The 20595-nt window shown below is 42.6% G+C and carries 20 protein-coding genes; 12 read left to right on the top strand and 8 right to left on the bottom strand.

What is annotated here, in order from left to right:
* Positions 1–11 precede the first annotated feature (11 nt).
* Together H5125_RS16660 and metJ are read right to left on the bottom strand one after the other, a co-directional pair.
* Positions 12–752 carry a sulfite exporter TauE/SafE family protein gene (locus H5125_RS16660; protein ID WP_101085112.1) on the bottom strand — a complete coding sequence of 247 codons (741 nt, stop codon included), beginning with the start codon at positions 750–752 and terminating at the stop codon, positions 12–14.
* 75 nt (positions 753–827) lie between these two features.
* Positions 828–1142 (bottom strand): met regulon transcriptional regulator MetJ, encoded by a 315-nt coding sequence (gene metJ / locus H5125_RS16655; protein ID WP_011638970.1) that lies wholly within the window; start codon positions 1140–1142, stop codon positions 828–830.
* Between the two features lie 208 nt (positions 1143–1350).
* Here metJ and metB point away from each other — a divergent pair, with 208 nt between their 5' ends.
* From metB to H5125_RS16640, 3 genes are all read left to right on the top strand, one after another.
* Entirely contained in the window at positions 1351–2520 is a 1170-nt protein-coding gene (gene metB / locus H5125_RS16650; RefSeq protein WP_101085113.1) for a cystathionine gamma-synthase, read from the top strand.
* A 131-nt stretch (positions 2521–2651) separates the two neighbouring features.
* Positions 2652–5045: a bifunctional aspartate kinase/homoserine dehydrogenase II gene (locus H5125_RS16645; RefSeq protein ID WP_182744790.1), complete on the top strand. Its 2394-nt coding sequence runs from the start codon at positions 2652–2654 to the stop codon at positions 5043–5045.
* A gap of 510 nt (positions 5046–5555) precedes the next feature.
* Complete coding sequence (locus H5125_RS16640) at positions 5556–6413, top strand: HNH endonuclease signature motif containing protein (protein WP_102036599.1); 858 nt, start codon at positions 5556–5558, stop codon at positions 6411–6413.
* Positions 6414–6594: 181 nt separating this feature from the next.
* Here H5125_RS16640 and H5125_RS16635 read toward each other — a convergent pair whose 3' ends face one another.
* Entirely contained in the window at positions 6595–7086 is a 492-nt protein-coding gene (locus H5125_RS16635; protein ID WP_162023932.1) for a DUF1097 domain-containing protein, read from the bottom strand.
* 539 nt (positions 7087–7625) lie between these two features.
* On the opposite strand from H5125_RS16635, the gene metF reads away from it, so the two are divergent.
* The 8 genes from metF (at position 7626) to H5125_RS16595 (ending at position 14278) form a co-directional block, all read left to right on the top strand.
* A complete protein-coding gene (gene metF, locus H5125_RS16630; protein WP_011638965.1) occupies positions 7626–8510 on the top strand; it encodes a methylenetetrahydrofolate reductase in 885 nt (294 codons plus the stop codon).
* A gap of 207 nt (positions 8511–8717) precedes the next feature.
* On the top strand, positions 8718–9305 hold the full coding sequence (locus tag H5125_RS16625) for a c-type cytochrome (RefSeq protein WP_259395478.1): 588 nt from the start codon (positions 8718–8720) through the stop codon (positions 9303–9305).
* Between the two features lie 10 nt (positions 9306–9315).
* On the top strand, positions 9316–10434 hold the full coding sequence (locus tag H5125_RS16620) for a c-type cytochrome (protein WP_259395476.1): 1119 nt from the start codon (positions 9316–9318) through the stop codon (positions 10432–10434).
* Positions 10435–10613: 179 nt separating this feature from the next.
* Complete coding sequence (locus tag H5125_RS16615) at positions 10614–10916, top strand: cysteine-rich CWC family protein (protein WP_182744789.1); 303 nt, start codon at positions 10614–10616, stop codon at positions 10914–10916.
* 54 nt (positions 10917–10970) lie between these two features.
* Positions 10971–11336: a cupin domain-containing protein gene (locus H5125_RS16610; RefSeq protein ID WP_101085119.1), complete on the top strand. Its 366-nt coding sequence runs from the start codon at positions 10971–10973 to the stop codon at positions 11334–11336.
* A 228-nt stretch (positions 11337–11564) separates the two neighbouring features.
* Positions 11565–12098 carry an SRPBCC family protein gene (locus H5125_RS16605; RefSeq protein WP_182744788.1) on the top strand — a complete coding sequence of 178 codons (534 nt, stop codon included), beginning with the start codon at positions 11565–11567 and terminating at the stop codon, positions 12096–12098.
* Positions 12099–12302: 204 nt separating this feature from the next.
* Positions 12303–13667: a sodium:alanine symporter family protein gene (locus H5125_RS16600; RefSeq protein ID WP_182744787.1), complete on the top strand. Its 1365-nt coding sequence runs from the start codon at positions 12303–12305 to the stop codon at positions 13665–13667.
* Positions 13668–13879: 212 nt separating this feature from the next.
* Positions 13880–14278 carry a hypothetical protein gene (locus tag H5125_RS16595; protein WP_101085122.1) on the top strand — a complete coding sequence of 133 codons (399 nt, stop codon included), beginning with the start codon at positions 13880–13882 and terminating at the stop codon, positions 14276–14278.
* 44 nt (positions 14279–14322) lie between these two features.
* Here the strand turns inward: H5125_RS16595 and H5125_RS16590 are convergent, their stop codons facing one another.
* The 4 genes from H5125_RS16590 to H5125_RS16575 form a co-directional block, all read right to left on the bottom strand.
* Positions 14323–15432: an ABC transporter permease gene (locus H5125_RS16590; protein WP_101085123.1), complete on the bottom strand. Its 1110-nt coding sequence runs from the start codon at positions 15430–15432 to the stop codon at positions 14323–14325.
* An 11-nt stretch (positions 15433–15443) separates the two neighbouring features.
* Entirely contained in the window at positions 15444–16415 is a 972-nt protein-coding gene (locus H5125_RS16585; RefSeq protein WP_182744786.1) for an ABC transporter ATP-binding protein, read from the bottom strand.
* Positions 16412–17383 (bottom strand): HlyD family secretion protein, encoded by a 972-nt coding sequence (locus H5125_RS16580; RefSeq protein WP_101085125.1) that lies wholly within the window; start codon positions 17381–17383, stop codon positions 16412–16414. The genes H5125_RS16585 and H5125_RS16580 overlap by 4 nt, the downstream gene beginning before the upstream one ends.
* A 139-nt stretch (positions 17384–17522) precedes the next feature.
* Positions 17523–18875, bottom strand: coding sequence for a flavohemoglobin expression-modulating QEGLA motif protein (locus tag H5125_RS16575; RefSeq protein ID WP_182744785.1), 1353 nt, complete (start codon positions 18873–18875; stop codon positions 17523–17525).
* A gap of 234 nt (positions 18876–19109) precedes the next feature.
* Here H5125_RS16575 and H5125_RS16570 point away from each other — a divergent pair, with 234 nt between their 5' ends.
* A complete protein-coding gene (locus H5125_RS16570; RefSeq protein WP_101085127.1) occupies positions 19110–20087 on the top strand; it encodes a PDC sensor domain-containing protein in 978 nt (325 codons plus the stop codon).
* 84 nt (positions 20088–20171) lie between these two features.
* Here the strand turns inward: H5125_RS16570 and H5125_RS16565 are convergent, their stop codons facing one another.
* A complete protein-coding gene (locus tag H5125_RS16565; RefSeq protein ID WP_011638952.1) occupies positions 20172–20348 on the bottom strand; it encodes a PA3496 family putative envelope integrity protein in 177 nt (58 codons plus the stop codon).
* Positions 20349–20595 lie beyond the last annotated feature (247 nt).

Below are 20595 nucleotides of genomic sequence, written 5' to 3'. Positions count from 1 at the left end.
AGAATAGCTGATTAGCTCATTAACGTGTTGGTCGACATAATCACTAACACAGTGGCACTAATACTACATAACACTAAGGTGACTATGCGGGTTTTATCTTTATCAACGCGGCCAATTAATCTACCTGAGACAAGATAACCAGCAACGACTGAAGGCAATAATAGCAGTGATAGCCATAAATGCTTCACTTCAACTAAGCCGACGATGGTTAGAATAGCTAAGGCAATTAATGAGCTAAACACGAAAAAGGCAGATAATGCCGCTCTAAACTGACCTGGGTCTTGGCCTGCAAGCAAAATGGCCATTGGTGGACCACCGATAGCAGCGATATTGCCAAATATGCCTGAAAATACCCCAGCGATAAATAAACTGAGGCGATTAATAGGGGCGGTAAAGCGAAAGATGCTAAGAATAACAGCAATAAACACAATGCCTGCAATCACTAAGCCTAGTATGGCTTGTGGGGCAAACAGCAATAATCCAGCGCCTAAAAACCCCCCAGGGATCCGCCCGAGTAAGGCATATTGCAAACCATTAAATTGTAGATGACCGCGTTCTCTAAATAAGGTCATTGCAGAAATGGCAAAGCCCATAACAATAATAGGAACAGGAACTAATTGAGGATTAACAATATACAGCAGCGGGCTAGCAACAACGGCTAACCCAAAGCCAATTAAGCTTTGGGTTAGCGCGCCAAAAAACACGATAATCGATGCCAGTATCAAGGTCGTTGGATCGATAAATGACATCATAAGTTCTCTTTAAAAACATGACGACTTCTTATTAGGGTCGTTTCAAAGTCTGTGAGGTATTGACTAATCAGTGAATTATTCGAGCTCTTCCCACTCGATACCCATATCATCCATTAACTTTTTCGCTTCACTTGGAATGCTATCAGGCTGATCTTTTGATAGATCACCGTCATAAGGTAATGGTTGACCTGTGTACGCATGCAAAAATGCTTCGCATAGCAGTTCACTGTTAGTTGCATGGCGCAGATTATTTATCTGGCGACGCGTCCGCTCATCCGTCAGTACTTTTAATACTTTTAAAGGGATAGAAACCGTAATTTTTTTTACTTGTTCATTTTTTTTGCCGTGCTCGGCATATGGGCTGATATATTCGCCATTCCACTCAGTCATTAACTTACCCTTAACGATAAATACGCTGCAGATTTTAAACCGTTACAATCTCTAGTCAAATTATTGCTACTATTTAATCCCGATTGCAAATAGATTTCTTGATGTTTAGACGTCTAAACGTCTATTTAAGTTGACGGATGGGGATCTCTTAGGTAAATTTGGACGTCTAGACATCTCTTTGTGTGTTTGTGAAATTTTAGGAGTTACCATGACTAAGCATCAAAACGCCACATTGGCCGTTCGCCAAGGTATTGAAACAGACACACAACATGGTGCTATCGTGCCACCGATTTATTTATCGACCAATTATTCATTCGATGGCCACAATAATCCGCGCGAGTTTGATTACAGTCGTTCGGGTAATCCTACTCGATGTATTTTAGGTGACGCACTCGCCAAACTCGAGCAAGGTGCTACCGGCGTGGTGACATGTACCGGCATGGCGGCGATTACATTGGTGACTAGCTTACTTGGCCCAGAGGATTTATTGGTTGTGCCGCACGATTGTTATGGTGGCAGTTACCGCTTATTTACTAACTTGGCCAAAAAAGGCCAATTTAAGTTATTGGTTGTTGATCAAACTGATGCGCAAGCGCTGAGCAAAGCGATAGCTCAAAAACCGAAAATGGTGTGGTTAGAAACGCCATCGAATCCTTTATTGCGGGTGGTAGACATTAATGCCATTAGTATCGCTTGCCATGACGTTGGCGCGCTAGTGACAGTCGATAACACCTTTTTATCACCAATATTACAGCAGCCATTATTATTAGGTGCAGACATTGTGATTCACTCAACCACCAAATACATCAATGGTCATAGCGATGTGGTCGGTGGGGCTGTAGTGGCTAAAGATCCTCAAGTGGGTGAGTTGTTACATTGGTGGTCAAATACTCTTGGGCTTACGGGGTCAGCATTTGACAGTTATTTAACCCTCCGAGGCTTACGTACTTTAGCGGTACGAATTCGTGAGCATCAACGTAATGCACAAAAGATTGTTGAGTTACTCAGCGCCAGTGATGTGGTGGCCAAGGTGTATTATCCGGGTTTAAAAGACCATCCAGGTCACGAAATTGCGGCAAAACAACAACAAGGCTTTGGCGCTATGTTAAGTTTTGAGTTAATCGGCGGCGAAGCGGAAGTGGTGGCATTTTTAAAGGCGCTGTCGTTGTTTAGTGTTGCCGAAAGTTTAGGCGGAGTGGAAAGTTTAGTCGCCGTTCCGGCCACTATGACCCATAGAGCAATGGACCCACAAGCAAGGCAAGAGGCTGGTATTAAAGAGACTTTATTGAGACTATCTGTCGGTATTGAAGATGCAGATGACCTCTTGGCCGATATTCAAGCAGGCCTAGCAGCTGTTGCCGCGATAAAATCAGCTTAATTCGAGTTTAAGTTAGCTGTGGTTTCGACCAAATTGGGTAAAATAGCAAAACATGCACTTGCAACACTATTGGTTTCAAAATAGAAGTCTAGCAGTCGCAACAAAAGTCGTAGTTGTTTAAGGAGTCAGTAATGACGCGAAGTCATTTACATAAGTTTGGTGGTTCAAGTTTAGCGGATGCAGATTGCTATCGCCGTGTTGCACATATTCTACTTACGCATGGTCAGAGTGATGATTTAGTTGTGGTATCCGCCGCCGGAAAAACGACTAACTTCTTATACAAATTATTGAGCCTGCGTGACAGCGGTCAGTTGTGGCAAGAAGAGCTGCAAATTCTGATCAGTTACCAGCAGACGTTAATTGAACAATTATTATCAAACGAGCAAGCGCGTGATTTACGCGAACGTTTGTCTACCGACAAATCTCAGTTAGTCAGCTTATTATCTTTAGAGCAACGTAACGATTACCAATTAAACCAAGTGGTGAGTTTTGGTGAACGTTGGTCGGCGCGCTTAATGGCCGCTTTGTTACGAGAAATGGGCGTAGCTGCGACTCATGTCGATGCGTGCTCTATTTTGGTAGCCGATGAAGGCGCCGTACCCAATATTTTAGTGGCTGAGTCTCGTGATAAGGTACAGGCCTTATTAGCCTTGCACCCACAAGAGCGTTTAGTGATCACCGGCTTTATATGCGCTAACCGCCACGGCGATACCTTATTGCTGGGTCGCAATGGTTCTGATTTTAGTGCCACCTTAATTGCCAGCTTAGCTGACATTGAGCGTGTGACCATTTGGACCGACGTTGAAGGGGTATTTAACGCCGACCCGAATAAAATTAATGATGCTAAATTACTCAAGAGTATGTCACTCGCAGAAGCGGATCGCTTAGCGCGCCTGGGCTCTCCTGTACTGCATTCTCGTACCTTACAGCCACTGTTTAATACTAAAGTGAGTTTAGCGGTACGCTCAAGCTATGCTTCGCACACCGACTTCACCTTAATTGCGCCACTGAGTTCATCTGCGAGTGCGCCAGTCGTGACTAACTTAAATGAAGTGGTGTTGTTTAGTTTTAAAATGAACGCAGACATTGAACCATTGTTGGCCATTTTGGATAAAGCTGGTATCACGCCGTTAGCTTATTGGTCGCTAGCACAACATAAGTTTGAGTTGGCGTTAACGCTTGAAAGCCAAAAACAAGTGCAAGCTTTGCTCACTCAATACAGCAGCGAATTTTTGATTGAGGAGTTGAGTGCCCAAACTGACTTAGGCCTAGTGGCATTAGTCAGTGCCGATGCTCATCACTTTAGACGCAGTTTTGCCCGACTACTCAGCCGTGATGCCAAACCGATTTATCAAGATGCATTAAGTTTGGTCACCTTAGTCCCGCAAGCTCAAGTGAGTTTATTGACCCAAAAAGTACATCGTCGTTGTGCTGGACCAAGAATGCGTATTGGAGTGTTATTGCTGGGAGTGGGTAACATTGGTGAGGCGTGGATTGATTTGTTTAAACGCGCCAGTCCAGCATTAGATCACGAACTCGAAGCCTCTGTTGAGCTCGTTGGTTTAGTCGGTTCGAAAAAAGCATTAATTTCTAACGACGGAATTAACCTTGAACAATGGCAGCAAGATTATCAACAGCAAGGCATTGAATGGGATTATGATCAACTGTTTGATCAATTAGCGCAGTTATCATGCGATGAAATTGTCGCCTTAGATATCAGTGCGAGTGCTGCCTTAACCTTACAATATCCCGAGCTATTTGCCCGTGGTATTCATGTGGTAAGTGCCAATAAATTAGCCGGCTCAGGGCCATTGCCATTTTATCGTGAATTAAAGCAGCAGCTGAGTAATCGCCGCTTATTTTGGCGTTATAACGCCAGTTGTGGCGCAGGTTTACCTATTCAACATGCGTTAAATGACTTACGTAATAGTGGTGACACTATTGAAGCCGTGGGTGGTATTTTCTCGGGCACGTTATGTTGGTTGTTCGAAAATTATGATGGCAGTAAGCCGTTCTCAGAATTAGTACTGCATGCTCGCAGTTTAGGCATTACTGAACCGGATCCTCGTGATGACTTATCTGGCCGCGATATGCAACGTAAGTTGTTAATCTTGGCTCGCGAGATAGGTTTAGCGGTAGAGCTAGACGATATTAGTCTTAACTCATTAGTGCCTCAAGCTTTAGCAGAGTTGTCACTAGAAGATTTTTTAACACGCATCAGTGAGTTAGACGATGATTTGTTGCAGCAGTATGTCGCTGCGGCTGAACAGAACAAGGTGCTACGTTATGTGGCTTCGCTGGATAAAGTGGAAGGCAAGTTACAGGCTGAAGTGAGTTTGCAGTGGGTTGATAATAATCATCCTTATGCCAATTTAACCCCAGGCGATAATGTGTTTGTTATTCGCAGTGCGTTTTATCAAGGTAATCCATTGATTATTCGCGGTCCAGGGGCTGGGCGTGAGGTGACTGCTGCGGCTGTGCAGTCGGATTTGGTGCATATTTGCAAAGACTTGTTGCAAGAGTAGTTTTGTTAAAAAAGACCATTATTGATGGTCTTTTTTATGTCCTCTCGGGAATGTTTGTGAGCTGGGATCTCGTTTTATGGCCTTATTGCTTTATGACCTGCGGCCACTAACGTCGTGGCGCTTCGCCCACACCAGAGCAAAGGGGTAAAGCGCTTGTACCCCTTTGCAAACCCTCAGCGTTCCGGCAACATTTTCTGAGAAGCGAAAAGGTCGCGACGGAAATTGATTCAGCTTTTAACTTCGTTTTAATCCAGCCTCGGCCTTATTTGAAAATGCTAACGCTTCCAATGGGGCGTCCCTTCCCCTCGAAAGCTAACCAGACATCCATGTCTGGATTCACGCTATTTTCTTCAACGGCCTCAATGTTATTGAGCCTGAAAGTTATAATTAGAACAAATGATTAACCGACGTGCTATACAGGAACAACTATCATAAAGAATAAACTGTTATAACATCCTATGTCTGGCCAATAGCCAATGAGAAATACAAAAACGTTAAGTGAGGGGAGTTATGACCAAAGAACAAAGGCCTCCAATATCCCAAAAAATAAAAAGAGAAGTGCGACAACGTTGTGGCTTTGGCTGCGTAATATGTGGGATGCCGTTATACGAATATGAGCATATGCTTGAATGGGCCGAAGTAAAAAGACATGTTGCGAGTGAGATTACATTATTGTGTAGACAGCATCATGGAGAAAAGACGAATGGATTATTGCCAAAAGAAAATGTTATTGAAGCAAATAACAATCCGTTTAATTTAAGATCTGGTGTGTCAAAAAATCATTTATTGCATTACTCCGGTAAGAGCGTTCAATTAGTTTTGGCGAATAGTATTTTCCAGTTTAAGGATCTCCCTGAAACCGCTTTCTTTGCTCCGTTGGTCATAGATGGTCTAGCGGTAGTTGGTTTTCGTGTGGAGGAAGGTAAGTTATTATTACAATTCATTGCATTTAACGAATTTAATGTACCTATATTACAAATTGAAGACAATGAATTAATCTATCGAACAGAGCAATGGGATATAGAATGGGTAGGTCAAAAACTAACAATTCGAGAAGGTCATAAGAAAATATTACTTCAACTAGTTTTTGAGCCACCACATACAATTATCATGACAAAAGGAAGGATACTATTCAACGGAATCGAACTTCTTATAGGTACGGATTATCTATTTTGTTCAAATAATTCAAGTTTTTTTAGCGGCATTAGTACGACTAATTGTGCCGTGGGGTTAGCCATAGGCGATCCTGTTCCTCAGATGGGCGCAGGAATGGTTTTCTCTGGCATACCGAGATATGGATTCGATAGGAAAGCTGCACGAGATTTCTTGAGGAAGTGTAGAAATAAGAATCGCTCAACAAAAACGTAAACTTGACTACCTTATGCCTCGTTTTAGTTTTAAATTAGAGCTCACCTGAGTCAAATGGTATTAATGCGTCTTTAAACTACATTGTCATTCATTATTGGTAGATACCATTTGAACATTTGCTTAGCCATTTGCTCGCAGGTAACGAATACTCTTAAGGCGACACAATCTAAGTCGCCTGTGCTTAGGCTTCTTCTACTGCGTCATCTTTTAATGATTCAGCTGTTTTATCGGTTAACGTTATTAATAGGCCTGTGAGTAGGCTCATGCTGTAACCGAGTACGGCGCCGATAATAAGTGGTGGAATGATAGCGGCTAGATCAGCATTTAAGGCAAAAGTGATGCAACAACCGATAAAGGTGCCGGGAATAAAGGCGAAGTTTTTATTACTGGCTTGTAAGCACATAAATGCGGTGACAATGCCTGTTAATGCATAGCTGATCATTGGCGAACCTAGAACACCGCTGCCTGCAATAATTAACCAGCCCCAGAATACACCGGAAAGATTGGTCATCATCGCCATCATCATGCCTTTAGCGCCAGTTTCCGTTTGAGCGAAAAAGGTACTGCAGCCCAGAAAGCCGACCCATGTCACGAGATGAAATACATCAGCAAGACCAGCCCAAACAGCTGCTAATAAACCAGCAGAAATTGCAATTTGCCAACGATGCGCCATGGTTGCCTCACAAAAGATTAAAATTAGAACGGTGAGTTCTAAATTTAGCACAATAAACTAAATTTAGGCAGTTAGGTTTTACAAAAGTCGATCCAGTTCGCAAATAAAAGCAACTGCTAATAAAACCAAACGTTATGCAACTCGATAATTGTCAGAGAGTCATCATGTCTATCGCACATTAACATCAGATATAGTCACTAATGCTATTAACTTTGTTAGAACCTAAGTGTTAGCGCACTTTTTAAAAAATAATTTGAACATTATCAAATGACACAGTCTGCAGGCTGATGAAAAAAAAGCCTGCAGATAGATGAACAAACGGCTGTTTTCAGCCGTTTTATATTGTCTATGATTTAGGCCTAGCGTTAATGTGATTATTACAAATTGCTTATTGATGGTTTTTTAGCTTGACTTAGTATGCAGTTAAACTAGTATATGGACATATAGACGTCCAAACGGCCAAATGATTTAGGTTAAGTTAATCATTTAAGCTGATTGGTATAGACTCCTAAGTGTTACAGAAGTTAAAGGAATACATTATGGCTTTTCATCATGCACAACATGCCCAGTCGTTAAATCAGAGCTTGTCTGAGCTGAATGATATTAATGTGTCTTTTGAGTTTTTTCCGCCATCAACGCCAGCAATGGAAGAGATTTTGTGGAATTCTATTCGTCGTTTAGAACCATTGAACCCTAAATTTGTATCAGTAACATACGGTGCCAATTCTGGTGTACGTGACCGTACTCATAGCGTGATTGAACGTATCCAGAAAGAAACCAATCTACTCGCTGCGCCGCATTTAACCTTGGTTGATGCTAGTGATGAAGAATTGGTTGAGCTGGCAAAGCATTATTGGAATTCTGGTATTAGAGACATCGTGGCATTGCGCGGTGATTTACCTGACGGTAGCCCAAAACCAACTCGCTTTGCCAATGACTTAGTGCGTTTACTGCGCTCAGTGGCCGACTTTGATATTTCGGTAGCAGCGTATCCTGAAGTGCATCCTGATGCGCGTAATGCGCAGGCTGATTTAATTAACTTAAAGAAAAAGATTGATGCGGGTGCTAACCGCGCCATTACTCAATTTTTCTTTGATGTTGAATCTTACTTACGTTTTCGCGACCGTTGCGTTACAGCTGGTATAGATGTTGAGATTATTCCAGGGATATTACCTGTGACTAACTTTAAACAAACTAAGCGTTTTGCTGGCATGACCAATGTCGCCATTCCACATTGGTTACATCGTCAATTTGAAGGTTTAGATGACGACCCTGCAACACGTCAATTAGTGGGTGCCAACGTTGCTATTGATATGGTGAAAGTATTGTCCCGTGAAGGTGTTAAAGATTTCCATTTTTATACCCTTAATCGTGCAGAATTAACGTATGCCATTTGCCATACATTAGGCGTGCGTCCAAAGTAGTACAGTGTAAAATTCACTCAATTAAAACCCCGTTAATGGTTCCATTAACGGGGTTTTTGTTTAAATATTCGACGTTTGCCGTATTCTTTTTTGAATATATTTAGCCTATGGTGGTAAGACAATAACCAATAACCAATAACGAATGACTAAAGAGGTGTGATGATGAAAACATCCTTTTACAAGCTCGCTGCATTGGCTGGCATAACGATGCTAACTGTTATGACCGTAGAAGCTGCAGAAACAACTTCCCCACAACTGCCGGTTCCTGCTGCGGCTCAGCTATGTACTTCTTGCCACGGTGCACAAGGTCAAGGTATCGACATTATTGGCCCTCGTTTAGCAGGCTTATCTGCCGATTACATCAGCAATCAACTTGCGTTATTTCATGCAGGTAAACGTCAAAATCCAACCATGTTAGCAATGGCTGCAACGGTGCAAGGTGACAATATTGCTGTGGTAGCGCAATATTTTAGTCAGCAACCTGTTGCTGACATTCCGCTCCAATTTCGCGGTGACAAGGTTGGTATTAGCGATCCGTTCGAAAAATTAGCCTTTCAAGGTGACTGGTCACGTACCATTCCAGCATGTGTTAGTTGCCATGGTCCATCTGCCGTGGGTGGCGGGCAGTTTCCTCGTTTAGCGGGGCAGCAAGCCAGTTACCTTAAAACCCAATTATTAGCCTGGCAAGAGGGCTCTCGTACAGGCGATGCTGATAACATGATGGGCAATATTGCGCTGAAATTAACGGCTGCCGAAATCGATGGGTTATCTCAGTTTTTTGCCAATATAAAATAAGGACATGGCTATGAAATTATTATCGCTATTGACCATTGGCGCTCTGTTTAGCTTGCCTTTACAGGCCGATGAATTATTGACCGAAGTTCCGGCTAAGCCTACTGCGGTAAAATCGTCAGAGTCTTCGACGACACTACCCGATCGCCAAGCTGCATTACCTGCGCTGGAGAAAAAAGTTGATGCTGTTTATCTTCAACCCGCACCATTAACTGCTATTCCCGAGGGGGATTTTGGTGACAAGGTTCGGTTAGGTTATCAATTGTTTGTTAACACCCAACAGCTACGAGACAAGTACGTTGGCAATGAGCTCAATTGTGTTAACTGCCATATGAATTCAGGACGACAAGCTAATTCGTCGCCTTTATGGGCGGCATACTTTGCTTACCCTGCTTATCGTAAGAAAAACGATAAAGTAAACTCTTTTCAAGAGCGCATACAAGGTTGTTTTACCTATTCAATGAACGGTAAAGCTCCGGCGGCAAACTCTCCTGAACTTGTGGCAATATCGGCCTATTCTTACTGGTTGGGCATGAGCGGATTAATGGATCTATACAAGGTTGCAGGCCCAGTGCCTGAGTTGTCTGATGTGGAGTTGGTTAAAGGCGGTAAACGGGATGATTTCCCAATGCCAGCAGCTATTGCTAAACATTTGGATACTGCAGCGTTAAGCCAGCTTCCTGGGCGCGGCTATCCGAAAACACCTCAACCTGAACTGGCTTATTCTCCTGAACGTGGTCAGGTAGTTTATCAAGCACATTGCCAAGTTTGTCATAGTGAAGATGGCCAAGGACAAGTGATTGCTGGTGTTACTGCATTACCACCATTATGGGGAGCTCAAAGCTATAATTGGGGCGCAGGCATGCATAGGGTAAATACAGCTGCTGACTTTATTTATGAAAATATGCCGTTAGGCAAAAGCGTGCAATTAACAGTTCAGCAAGCTTGGGATGTAGCGGCTTACCTTAATTCGTTTGATCGGCCACAAGATCCTCGTTTTAACGGTGATGTGAGTAAGACTCAAGCCACCTATCATAAGCACCAAGGATATTATGGCCAATCCGTTGCCGGCAAACCTGTTTTGGGCACGGCTTCGTATCCGGTTTTTCCGCTTAAAAATAATATAAAGTAATTATATTTGCTTAGTCTAAACCATTAATCTTTGTCAGTTATACCCATTAAGTTAACGCTTAGTGGGTATTTTTATTGGTTGTTAATTCATTTTCAGAAATGTAATACGCAGAGCGCTTATTGAGCATGATGCTAAATGTCAGTATATTCAGTCATCATCATCACCATACAGGCTGGACAATGACATTATTTACTTCAGCAGCACAATCGTGCCCACTTTGCCAGCAAGCTAACGGTTGTGCGATGGAGCAAGGATTAGCCATTGATGCATGCTGGTGTGCTAAGCAAACGTTAGACATGCCATTGATTATTGAGCAGTACAAAGCCGCATCTACTTTGGTTGATTTACCTAATGGCCAATGTGTTTGTCAGTCATGTATGACTAAATTGGTGCAACAATTCAACACAGACCCCGTTGAAACTTATTCACCAGAACCAGAACCAGAACCAGAACCAAAATCTGAATCAGAACTCAAACCATAACTATAACCATAACTATAACCATAATAATAATGACCATTTATTAGGAACGTTTCTATGCCAACGAAAGTGATTAATTTCAATGACAAGTTCTCTTTGTTCGACCAGCATTGGTCTCCTCGTGTAATTGCAGAAATGAATGACTATCAATTTAAATTGGTTAAAGTCGAGGGTGAGTTTGTTTGGCATGAACATGCCGATACTGACGAAGTGTTTATTGTAATGGAAGGAACGTTGCAGATCGCTTTTCGCGATCAGGACATTACGCTTCAGGCAGGGGAAATGTTTGTTATTCCTAAAGGGGTTGAGCATAAACCCATGGCGAAAAAAGAATGCAAAATCATGATTATCGAACCTCGAGGTGTCGTCAATACGGGTGAGATAGATAGCGATCGAACTGCGTTAAATGATCAGTGGATATAAAGCAGACCCTTTCTGGTCATTTATGACAGGACTCTGTTCATGCGATCGCATTTCAAGCAATAGCCGCAGGTGTGACGTCAACACGATGTTTAATGAGAAGCCATTGTTAACCCAATGTTAATTTTTATTGTTAGCCTGCTGTTAGTCGGTATACTGAGGAGATTGCGTGTTGGCCATTAAGCCAAAAAGTCTGACATATAACGCTATGTATACTAGAGGATAATAATAATGCTTAGAAAAATTCTCGTTGCTGTCGCGACTATTATAGCGATCCCTTTTGTTGTCGCCCTATTTGTTCAAAAAGACTATTCAGTCACTCGTACTATCACCATAGATAAACCGATCTCCGAGGTTTTTGATTACGTTAAACATCTAAAAAACCAAGATAATTTTAGTAAGTGGGCGCAAATGGATCTCGAGATGGTGAAAGCCTACCGCGGTACCGATGCGACAGTAGGCTTTGTGTCTGCTTGGGCAAGTGAAAACCCAGATGTAGGTGTTGGCGAGCAAGAAATTATTGCCATAGATGAAGGTAAACGTATCGATTTTGAATTACGGTTTATTTCACCCTTTGAAGCGACCGAGCCTGCCTATATGAGCACTACAGCCGTTAATGCTAATCAAACTAAAGTTGATTGGGGTTTTAGTGGCCATTTTGCTTATCCAACTAACTTAATGTTTTTGTTTATCGATTTTGAAACCATGATAGGTGCTGATTTACAGCAAGGTCTAGAGTCATTGAAAGTGGTACTCGAAAAATAATTTGTATGTGCATGAGCTAATGAATCATCTTGAAGATGATTCATTAGCTCATGCAGTGGCTTGCCATGGTTAACTTAATCGGGGTAATCTAAAAAATGCAATCGTTGCAGTGGAGTTGGGCCACCGTAACCATAATAAAAATAACCAAACATCTAATAATTATAATATTCGACATAAGTCATTACTCATTATGAGGTTTTTTACATGGAAGCAGTCACGCAATTTGTCAGTATGATTAACAGTATAGTATGGGGCGTTCCCATGCTGATTTTGATTTTAGGGGTCGGGCTGTTTCTGTCGATAGGCTTAAAATTTATGCCTATTTTAAAACTGAATCGAGGTTTTAAATTATTATGGTCGGGTCGTCAGGTTACTGATGAAAGTGAAAAAGGTGATGTCAGTCCGTTTAATGCTCTCATGACTTCATTATCGGCCACCATTGGTACGGGTAACATCGCTGGTGTGGCTACGGCGATTTTTATTGGCGGACCCGGGGCATTATTTTGGATGTGGTGTACGGCGCTCGTGGGTATGGCGACTAAGTTTTCGGAAGCTGTACTGGCGGTAAAATATCGTGAGACCGATGCTAATGGAAACCATGTTGGCGGCCCGATGTATTACATCAAAAATGGTTTAGGCAGTAAATGGGCCTGGTTAGGCACTGCATTTGCTCTGTTTGGATCTATTGCCGGTTTTGGTATTGGTAATACTGTACAAGCTAACTCAGTCGCTGATGCAATGAGCAGTAACTTTGGTGTACCTAATTGGGTTACTGGTGTGGTGTTAATGGTGCTAGTGGGTGCGGTACTCATGGGCGGTATTAAACGTATTGCTGAAGTGGCGGGTAAGTTAGTGCCATTGATGACGGTATTTTATATTACCGCAGGTTTAGCGGTATTGATTGTATATGCAGACGAAGTACCTGCTGCTTTTATGTTGATTATTGAAAGTGCCTTTAACCCAGTAGCAGCTCAAGGTGGTTTTGCGGGTGCAGCGGTATGGGCTGCGATTCGTTTTGGTGTGGCACGTGGTGTATTTTCAAATGAAGCGGGGTTAGGGAGTGCGCCAATTGCTCATGCGGCGGCGCAAACTAATAACCCAGTAAAACAAGGTTTAGTGGCCATGTTAGGGACGTTTATTGACACGCTCATTGTGTGTTCAATAACGGGCTTGGCGATTGTAGTTTCTGGTGCGTGGACATCTGGCGAAAACGGCGCTGCATTAACCTCTCTTGCATTTTCACATGCTTTGCCCATGGGTAATTATATTGTGGCCATCGCATTGGCTGTGTTTGCCTTTACCACTATTTTGGGTTGGAGTTTTTACAGTGAAAAATGTATTCAATACTTATTAGGCGATAAAGCCGTAAAACCATTTCGTCTAATCTGGACCTTGGTTGTGCCTTTGGGTGCAGTAAGTTCGCTAGAGTTTATTTGGTTATTAGCCGATACATTGAATGCGATGATGGCGATTCCAAACTTAATTGCGTTAGTGCTATTAAGCCCTGTAGTATTTGGCTTAACCCGTGAATACTTTATCAAGCAACGCGCACTAAAAGCCAAAGCATAGTGTGAGTAAATCGTGTGGGTAAAATAGTGTGGGTAAATAGTGCAGGTGCATTGTTCGGATAATTTGTTCGGATAATTTGTTTGGCTGAATCGCTTGGCTAAATCATTCAGCAATCGCCGGATAATGGCACCGAGCAATATAATTCAACAATAATAATAGCTAAGCATGTTTATCAGTACATTGATAAACATGCTTTTTTAAAAGGATTTTTTATGAAGCACGTTTTTTTTACTGCCTCTGTTGCAGCTATCTTGAGTGCGGTGTTAGTGTCGGGTTGCTCTAACCTGTCACTGCGAACCAATGCGGGTACAATTGCGCTAGGCAATGCCACAATAGCTGGAGTTGATACCTACACCTCAGCAGAAATGTCTAGGTTCAAAGCACAGTTTCTTGGCGATGTGACCACGTCATATTGTGAAAATTCATCGGATCCTGAAAAGTTAGATGATCTTCCAAGTTTGTCTTCAATGACTAAGTCACTCAAATTACAAGTGACTCAACGAGGCGGTAATGCCATTGTGTTGAAGCAATGTGGCAAAGTTAATTACCCGTCTTGTGCTGTTTATTTAGAGTGTAACGGCGAGGCATATGTCATCGACCGTGGCTTATAACTAGACCCATCTTTCTAGCGCCTATTGGAGTCATGCAATAGGCGCTAATCTAATCGTTTACTGAATCGCATCGCTGCAATCCATAATCCAATGACTGTAAAACCCACCAGCCATAACACATCGCTAATTAACTCACCCAACGTCGCCCCTTTTAACACAATCGCTCGGATCACCCGCATAAAATGGGTCCCTGGTAGTGCTTCAGCAATCCATTTGGCTGCCGTCGGCATGGCTTCTAATGGGGTGATAAATCCAGAGAGTAATATGGTCGGTAATAATACAAAAATGGTCATTTGCATGGCTTGTAGCTGGGTTTTTGCAATAGTGGATATGATTAACCCTAATGTCAGACTCGCGGTAATAAACAGTAAAGTGCCTAATAATAAATGACTGATAGCGCCATTGATGGGCACTGCAAAAATAATATTGCCCAAGCCCAAAATAATGGTCATTTGCACTAAGCCGATGACGATGTAGGGCAATATTTTTCCAATCATTAGTTCTATTGGTTTAATCGGAGTGGTGATTAATAATTCAAGATTACCGCGTTCACGCTCACGAACGATGGCTGATGAAGTAAACAGTACCATGGTCATGGTCAGAATGACGGCGATTAAACCTGGAACAATATTTACCGCTGATCGCTGCTCCGGATTATAAAACAAGCTAACTTCAAACCGAGATTGGCTGCTGGTTTGCTCAGGTACAATATCGTTGAGCGATAGGTTTCGTAGTTGCTTTATCGCGCCAGCAATCATGGTGTCTGAACCATCGACTATCCATTGGCCAATCGGTTCATTGCGAGCGATTTTTTCGTTCAACGTAGGCGGTAAAATTAATGCCGCTTTAATGTCGCCACGGCGAATAGCAGCCTGAGCTTGTTCGGCTGTGGTGAGATAGGATGTGACTTCCACTACCTGGGTGACTTTTACCGCCTCGACTATCCAGCGCCCTGCTGCTGAGTCACTTTGATCAACAATAGCGACTGGTATTGCCCGTACATCAGTATTGATGGCATAGCCGAATAACAACAGCTGGATCAGCGGGATCATTATCACCATAGCAAAGGTAATTCGATCGCGCATAAGCTGCTTAACTTCTTTAGCGGTAATGGCGTGAATGCGCATGTAGCTATGGCGAATACTGTTCAGCATGTTGTTAGCCCTTATGTTGCTTCATGGGAGGCTGGAACACGCTGTCCAGTATGACTGACAAAAACGTCTTCAAGATTAGCGCTAACCAAGTGAATATCTTGCAGGTTAACGGGGCGATTATGCTGTTGGCACTGATGCAGTAGCCAAGAGATAGGATCTGCCACTTGTTTGCTGACCAAGACCCGTAATCTATGGCCTAACTGCGCCGCAGAGGTCACTTCAACGTGACTGATTAATACTTGTTTTAACAGCCTTAAATCAGTGGTGTTGATTTCAACCACATGGGCATTGATGTTATCCATTAATGCTTTTGGCGTGTCATCTGCTCTGATCCTGCCTTTTTCCATAATGGCAATTTTATGGCAGCGTTCGGCCTCATCCATATAATGGGTAGTGACTAAAATACTGGTGCCTTGTTCAGATAAATCGAACAGTTGCTCCCAAAAGTCACGCCTGTTTTGTGGATCAACGGCTGAGGTGGGTTCATCTAAAAACAGTAGCTTAGGTTGATTTAAACAGGCGCATGCAAGGGCCAATCGTTGTCTTTGTCCACCGCTGAGGGTGCCAGCCAGTTGATGTTGATACTGGCTTAGCTTGTAAGTGCTTTGCAGTTGATCAATGCGTTTTTTGCAGGTGCTACTGTCGATACCATAGATTCGGCCAATAAATTGCAGGTTCTCTGTAACCGTTAAGTCATCGTAGAGGGAAAACTTTTGGGTCATATAACCAATGTTATGGCGTAATGCTTCAGCCTGCTCCGGGATGGCTAACCCCATGACATTGATGGTGCCTTCGGTGGGAGTGAGTAAACCAGTTAACATTCTAATGGTGGTTGATTTACCACAGCCATTTGGGCCTAAAAACCCATAAATGTTGCCTTTCGGCACCAATAAATCTAATTGCTCGACCGCAGCAAAGTCGCCAAATTTTTTGGTGAGGCCATGAGCTTGAATTACCCATTGTGGGTCTACGGATGGTGTCATTTTTGTGTCGGCAATATAACTTGGGCTGGTATGCCCGTAGGTAGCTCGCTGGCCGAACTGTCTAAATTGACTTCAGCTAGAAAGGCTAATCGTGACCGATCTGATTGATTCAGCGCATAGTAGGGGGTAAATGCTGGTTCAGTACTTATCCAACGTAGTGTGCCGTTAAATGTGCCGTCGATACCATCTACACTGACCGACAACGTTTGGCCAATGTGAAGTTTGGCAGCATAGGGTTCAGGTATATACACTCTGGCGTAGGGCGCTGCATCAGCTTGAATAACTGCAACGATTGCACTCAGTTGGACGCGTTCGCCTACATTGTAAGGTAAGTTATCTAGCTTACCGCTGCGAGTTGCACGAATGCTTAAGTCGCTGTAAACCTGCTGCTCGTAACGTAGGTTGGCATTGGCAGCATCGAGTGCCGCTTGGGCTTGAAAAATATCTTCTTGGCGAACACCTTTGATTAATATGGTTAGCCGATCGTTGGCGGCGTCATATTCTGCATTGGCTTGATCGCGAAGCGCTAAAGCACGATCGCGTTCTGCTTCACTGACTAGATTTTTTAATAATAAACTCGCGCTGCGTTGATAAGACTTTTGTGCTTCTATTTTGGCGGCGTTAGCACTTTTTAATGCCGAATTGGCACTGGCGATATCTTCAGGGCGCTCGCCATTGGTGAGTTTTAGTAAGTAGGCTTGGGCTTTGACCACTTCGGCTTGCATTACCGCTAAGCGCGCGGCTTGTTTTTGGGTATCAAATTGGACTAATAAATCACCGGCGTTGACTTGCATGCCTTTTTTAATGGGTTGTGCAGTAATGATTTCTGCGGCGGTTGAACGAAGAATGACTCGATCGCGCTCTAAGGTACCTAATGCTTGTGAAGGGGTGGCTGGGGTGCAGCCACTTATTAATATCAAGCTGGAGAATAACGTTGAAAATAACGCTGAAAATAGAATGTGTTTCATAGTAAGTCTCAACCATCGTGGTCATTACACTATAGCAAACTTGTCGTGTAACAATGCATTAGCTTATTTGATGATTGCACTTGTAAAGCCAGCTAAGTGTGACCTATGCCACACTTAGCGAGTTTCCTTTGTTTACTCTTTATTCGAAGTTGTTATCAAATTCTGAATCTTCAAATAAGTCGACAGCAGAAGTCGGGACAACATTTTTGAATTGGCGTGCAAAATGACGTTGCACCCCTTTTAAGTCGATATTGCCGATACCAGACGCAAAACCAAACCAAGCATACAGACCGCTAATGTCTTCAAACATTGGGGGTAAATATTTAGGGTGAGCAATAATGCCTTCTTGGTAAGCTTGATACAGAACAGGAATGTCTTCGATGGCTAATTTACCCAAAAACAGCATTGGGATTAGTTCTGGTAAACCTGTGCTGATGGCGCTACGAATAAAGTTAATGTTTTCAACATAACCGCGTACGTAGGAGATATCTTTAGTGAAAAAGCTGCCACCACCAACCATGCCACCACGAAACACCCGTTGAGTAACACGATAACTGTCTTTTGAACTCAGGTTGAGATTTCTAAAGTATCGATAGACTTCAATAAAGTCGGCACCTTGTTCTGCCATGTCGACAGCAGATACTCGATCGCTAATTCGACGAGCACGGCCTGGATTTGAGCTTAATGTCAGCATTTCCATCAACACTGCTAAGCCTTCCTGCGACGCTGTCACTCGTGGTGAACCAACACTGAGCCAAGTTGCATGTGGTTGCGCCCGACCATTAAGTGTGGTGCCCACATGCACCCAGCCTTCGTGCACTTCATATACATTGAGATCCGATTCGCTGAACATGGCGCGGGTATTGAGCTTAACGGTATCGCCACCTACTGCCGCATCAGAGACAATACCATCGCTCAATTTAACGTGAATTTCATCGTTATGAAAATACTTCACTAAGCGTTCGCTAAGAATAGTTACCGCTTCTGGGGCGGTCACTATTTTAGGATGACGGCTACTCATGTGACGCGCTGCTGGCAGCGAAAATATATGGCTTAAGCGATCGCCCAGTTGGCGTACCGTATGACGATCGCCATGTAATTTGTCGCTCGCACTGCCGTATAGCTCTTGGCTGAGTTTACCAAACATTGGCTTGCCGCGGTTATGCAGCATGTCTATTACTATTCGATATTGGTCAATGTTAGCCAGTAAAATTTTACCTAGCTTATCGCGTTTGCCTAAACCTCGCTCAACGGCATTTTTTAACCCTTGAAGGTCGGTCTGGGTCTGATCTGCGTTAAATGATAAAGGAATCGATTGATAGAAATCATTACTGACGCTGGGTAATTCTTTGCTTTGTTTGGCTAAAAAGTCATCTTCAACTTGTCTTGGCCATTTTATCGAATCTAAAATTTTAATCGGTGCTTGGATGCGAATTAATTCATCAGAAAAACGACGAATATCTTGTTGATAACGCAATAAAGAGTCAGACATTGTCTTTTCCTAATCTTGAGAATGTTGTAAGCAGTATTAGCACTTATATTAGCAGATGTTGATCGCAAAACGGCAATGAAAAAATACCTCAAATGTAGCACTGTTTTGGTGCGACAAATCAGTTTATATCGCAACCCCTTTTAGTCATATTATTTAAGTCTATAAAAATTATAGATTATTTATTTGGCATTAAAACTGCTTTAGCTAAAGTAGTCTTGATTAAAAGGAAAACCTATGGCAGCGATGAGCTATTTAAGTGTGATTGAGCGTTACCATGAATATGAACACCTGGTACACGAATTATTAGAATCGATTTTGATCGGTGTGGGAGACATTAATCTATTCGAACAGCCTATTTCAGCTAAAATTTTTGAAGACATGGCGATTAGTTATCCCTTTGTGGAACTCATTTATTTACTTGATCAGCAAGGGATGCAGATTTGCCCTAATATCAGTGTCATTAATCAGCAAGTTAAGCTAATGGCTTGCGGTCATCATGCTGACCGAAGTCAGCGACCTTATTTTACTCAATTGACTGCCATCGACACCGTTCATATCACTCGACCTTATTTATCTAACTCCGGTGGTGGGCTGTGTTTGTCGGCATCACAAATGATTAAATCGGCCTCTGGACAAGTGGTTATTGTGGTTATTGATGTCAACCTAACACGATTGATCGAGTTTATGATGGGCGACAGTGCTCGGCGTAAAATGTCACCGTTTTTTAAAAGCATTTATGCTGCGATTGTACTGTGTCTGTTTGTGTTGGTGAGTGTACTTATGTGGACCGTGATCCGCGATATTTATACCTTATTTAGCCAAATATCTGCGACCCATGATCCGCTACAGCCCTTTGGTATTATCATTTTTCTTACATTGGCATTAGCTATTTTTGATTTGGGTAAAACCATTTTGGAAGAAGAAGTGCTTATGCATAAAGATATCTTCCGCCACAGTTCGACCCGAAGAACGATTACGCGGTTTATTTCGACCATTTTGATCGCGATTTCAATTGAAGCTTTGCTGACCATGTTTAAAGCGTCGCTGGGAGAAAAGCAATATATTGAACCAGCCATTCTGATGATGTTGGCGGTCGTTGGGCTATTGGTTGGGTTAGGGATATATGTGTACTTAGGGGCCAAAGCTGAGCTGCTACTCACACAAACACAAGCCGGTAAGCACACTAGGCGCGTACAAACTAAGAGTGAATAGGCGATTAATTAGCGCTTAATAGTGTTTAAGTTCGCTCGCTTAAAATAGACAGGGATAAACGACATTAGCGTTTATCCCTATTTTTTAGAAAAAGTCGTCGTCACCAATCGCTTTACGTAATTGAGCTTGTTCGAGGAAATCTTCTAACCTGCGTTTTACTTGGCGTTTATGTTGTAATGTTTCTGCGGATTTAACGTTTCTAGGCGTTGTCATCGCGTCCATTTCTGTGTCATCAGGCACTCTTTCACTAAGATTAGCCATAACAAAACCCTCATGTTGAATAAAAGCGTGGTATTAATTCAATGAGCATTTTCTAACTAAAAAAACCTAAATAGGGAAGTAAAATATTTTTCCTCAGTTGGACAGCTATTTTTACCTTTCTCTTTGAGCTTAGCAGTAAATGTTTTTCTTGCTAGTAAAACAAATTAGCTTGTGCGAAGAGTATGCTTGTGATCAACTATTCTGGATGTGCTGATGTGCTGATGTGCTGATGTGCTGATGTGCTGAT

The sequence above is a fragment of the Shewanella sp. SR44-4 genome, assembly GCF_014163715.1.
Lineage (GTDB): Bacteria > Pseudomonadota > Gammaproteobacteria > Enterobacterales > Shewanellaceae > Shewanella.
Note: the sequence above shows the minus strand (reverse complement) of the source record. Positions and strands in the feature narration are given on the sequence as shown.

What these genes read in the sequence shown, in the direction of transcription:
- metB (WP_101085113.1), top strand. Translation starts at nt 1,351, where the DNA reads ATGACTAAGCATCAAAACGCCACATTGGCCGTTCGCCAAGGTATTGAA.
- H5125_RS16590 (WP_101085123.1), bottom strand. Translation starts at nt 15,432, where the DNA reads ATGCTGAACAGTATTCGCCATAGCTACATGCGCATTCACGCCATTACC.
- H5125_RS16620 (WP_259395476.1), top strand. Translation starts at nt 9,316, where the DNA reads ATGAAATTATTATCGCTATTGACCATTGGCGCTCTGTTTAGCTTGCCT.
- metJ (WP_011638970.1), bottom strand. Translation starts at nt 1,142, where the DNA reads ATGACTGAGTGGAATGGCGAATATATCAGCCCATATGCCGAGCACGGC.
- H5125_RS16570 (WP_101085127.1), top strand. Translation starts at nt 19,110, where the DNA reads ATGGCAGCGATGAGCTATTTAAGTGTGATTGAGCGTTACCATGAATAT.
- H5125_RS16575 (WP_182744785.1), bottom strand. Translation starts at nt 18,875, where the DNA reads ATGTCTGACTCTTTATTGCGTTATCAACAAGATATTCGTCGTTTTTCT.
- H5125_RS16585 (WP_182744786.1), bottom strand. Translation starts at nt 16,415, where the DNA reads ATGACACCATCCGTAGACCCACAATGGGTAATTCAAGCTCATGGCCTC.
- metF (WP_011638965.1), top strand. Translation starts at nt 7,626, where the DNA reads ATGGCTTTTCATCATGCACAACATGCCCAGTCGTTAAATCAGAGCTTG.
- H5125_RS16625 (WP_259395478.1), top strand. Translation starts at nt 8,718, where the DNA reads ATGCTAACTGTTATGACCGTAGAAGCTGCAGAAACAACTTCCCCACAA.
- H5125_RS16635 (WP_162023932.1), bottom strand. Translation starts at nt 7,086, where the DNA reads ATGGCGCATCGTTGGCAAATTGCAATTTCTGCTGGTTTATTAGCAGCT.
- H5125_RS16645 (WP_182744790.1), top strand. Translation starts at nt 2,652, where the DNA reads ATGACGCGAAGTCATTTACATAAGTTTGGTGGTTCAAGTTTAGCGGAT.
- H5125_RS16660 (WP_101085112.1), bottom strand. Translation starts at nt 752, where the DNA reads ATGATGTCATTTATCGATCCAACGACCTTGATACTGGCATCGATTATC.
- H5125_RS16610 (WP_101085119.1), top strand. Translation starts at nt 10,971, where the DNA reads ATGCCAACGAAAGTGATTAATTTCAATGACAAGTTCTCTTTGTTCGAC.
- H5125_RS16640 (WP_102036599.1), top strand. Translation starts at nt 5,556, where the DNA reads ATGACCAAAGAACAAAGGCCTCCAATATCCCAAAAAATAAAAAGAGAA.
- H5125_RS16615 (WP_182744789.1), top strand. Translation starts at nt 10,614, where the DNA reads ATGACATTATTTACTTCAGCAGCACAATCGTGCCCACTTTGCCAGCAA.
- H5125_RS16595 (WP_101085122.1), top strand. Translation starts at nt 13,880, where the DNA reads ATGAAGCACGTTTTTTTTACTGCCTCTGTTGCAGCTATCTTGAGTGCG.
- H5125_RS16600 (WP_182744787.1), top strand. Translation starts at nt 12,303, where the DNA reads ATGGAAGCAGTCACGCAATTTGTCAGTATGATTAACAGTATAGTATGG.
- H5125_RS16580 (WP_101085125.1), bottom strand. Translation starts at nt 17,383, where the DNA reads ATGAAACACATTCTATTTTCAGCGTTATTTTCAACGTTATTCTCCAGC.
- H5125_RS16565 (WP_011638952.1), bottom strand. Translation starts at nt 20,348, where the DNA reads ATGGCTAATCTTAGTGAAAGAGTGCCTGATGACACAGAAATGGACGCG.
- H5125_RS16605 (WP_182744788.1), top strand. Translation starts at nt 11,565, where the DNA reads ATGCTTAGAAAAATTCTCGTTGCTGTCGCGACTATTATAGCGATCCCT.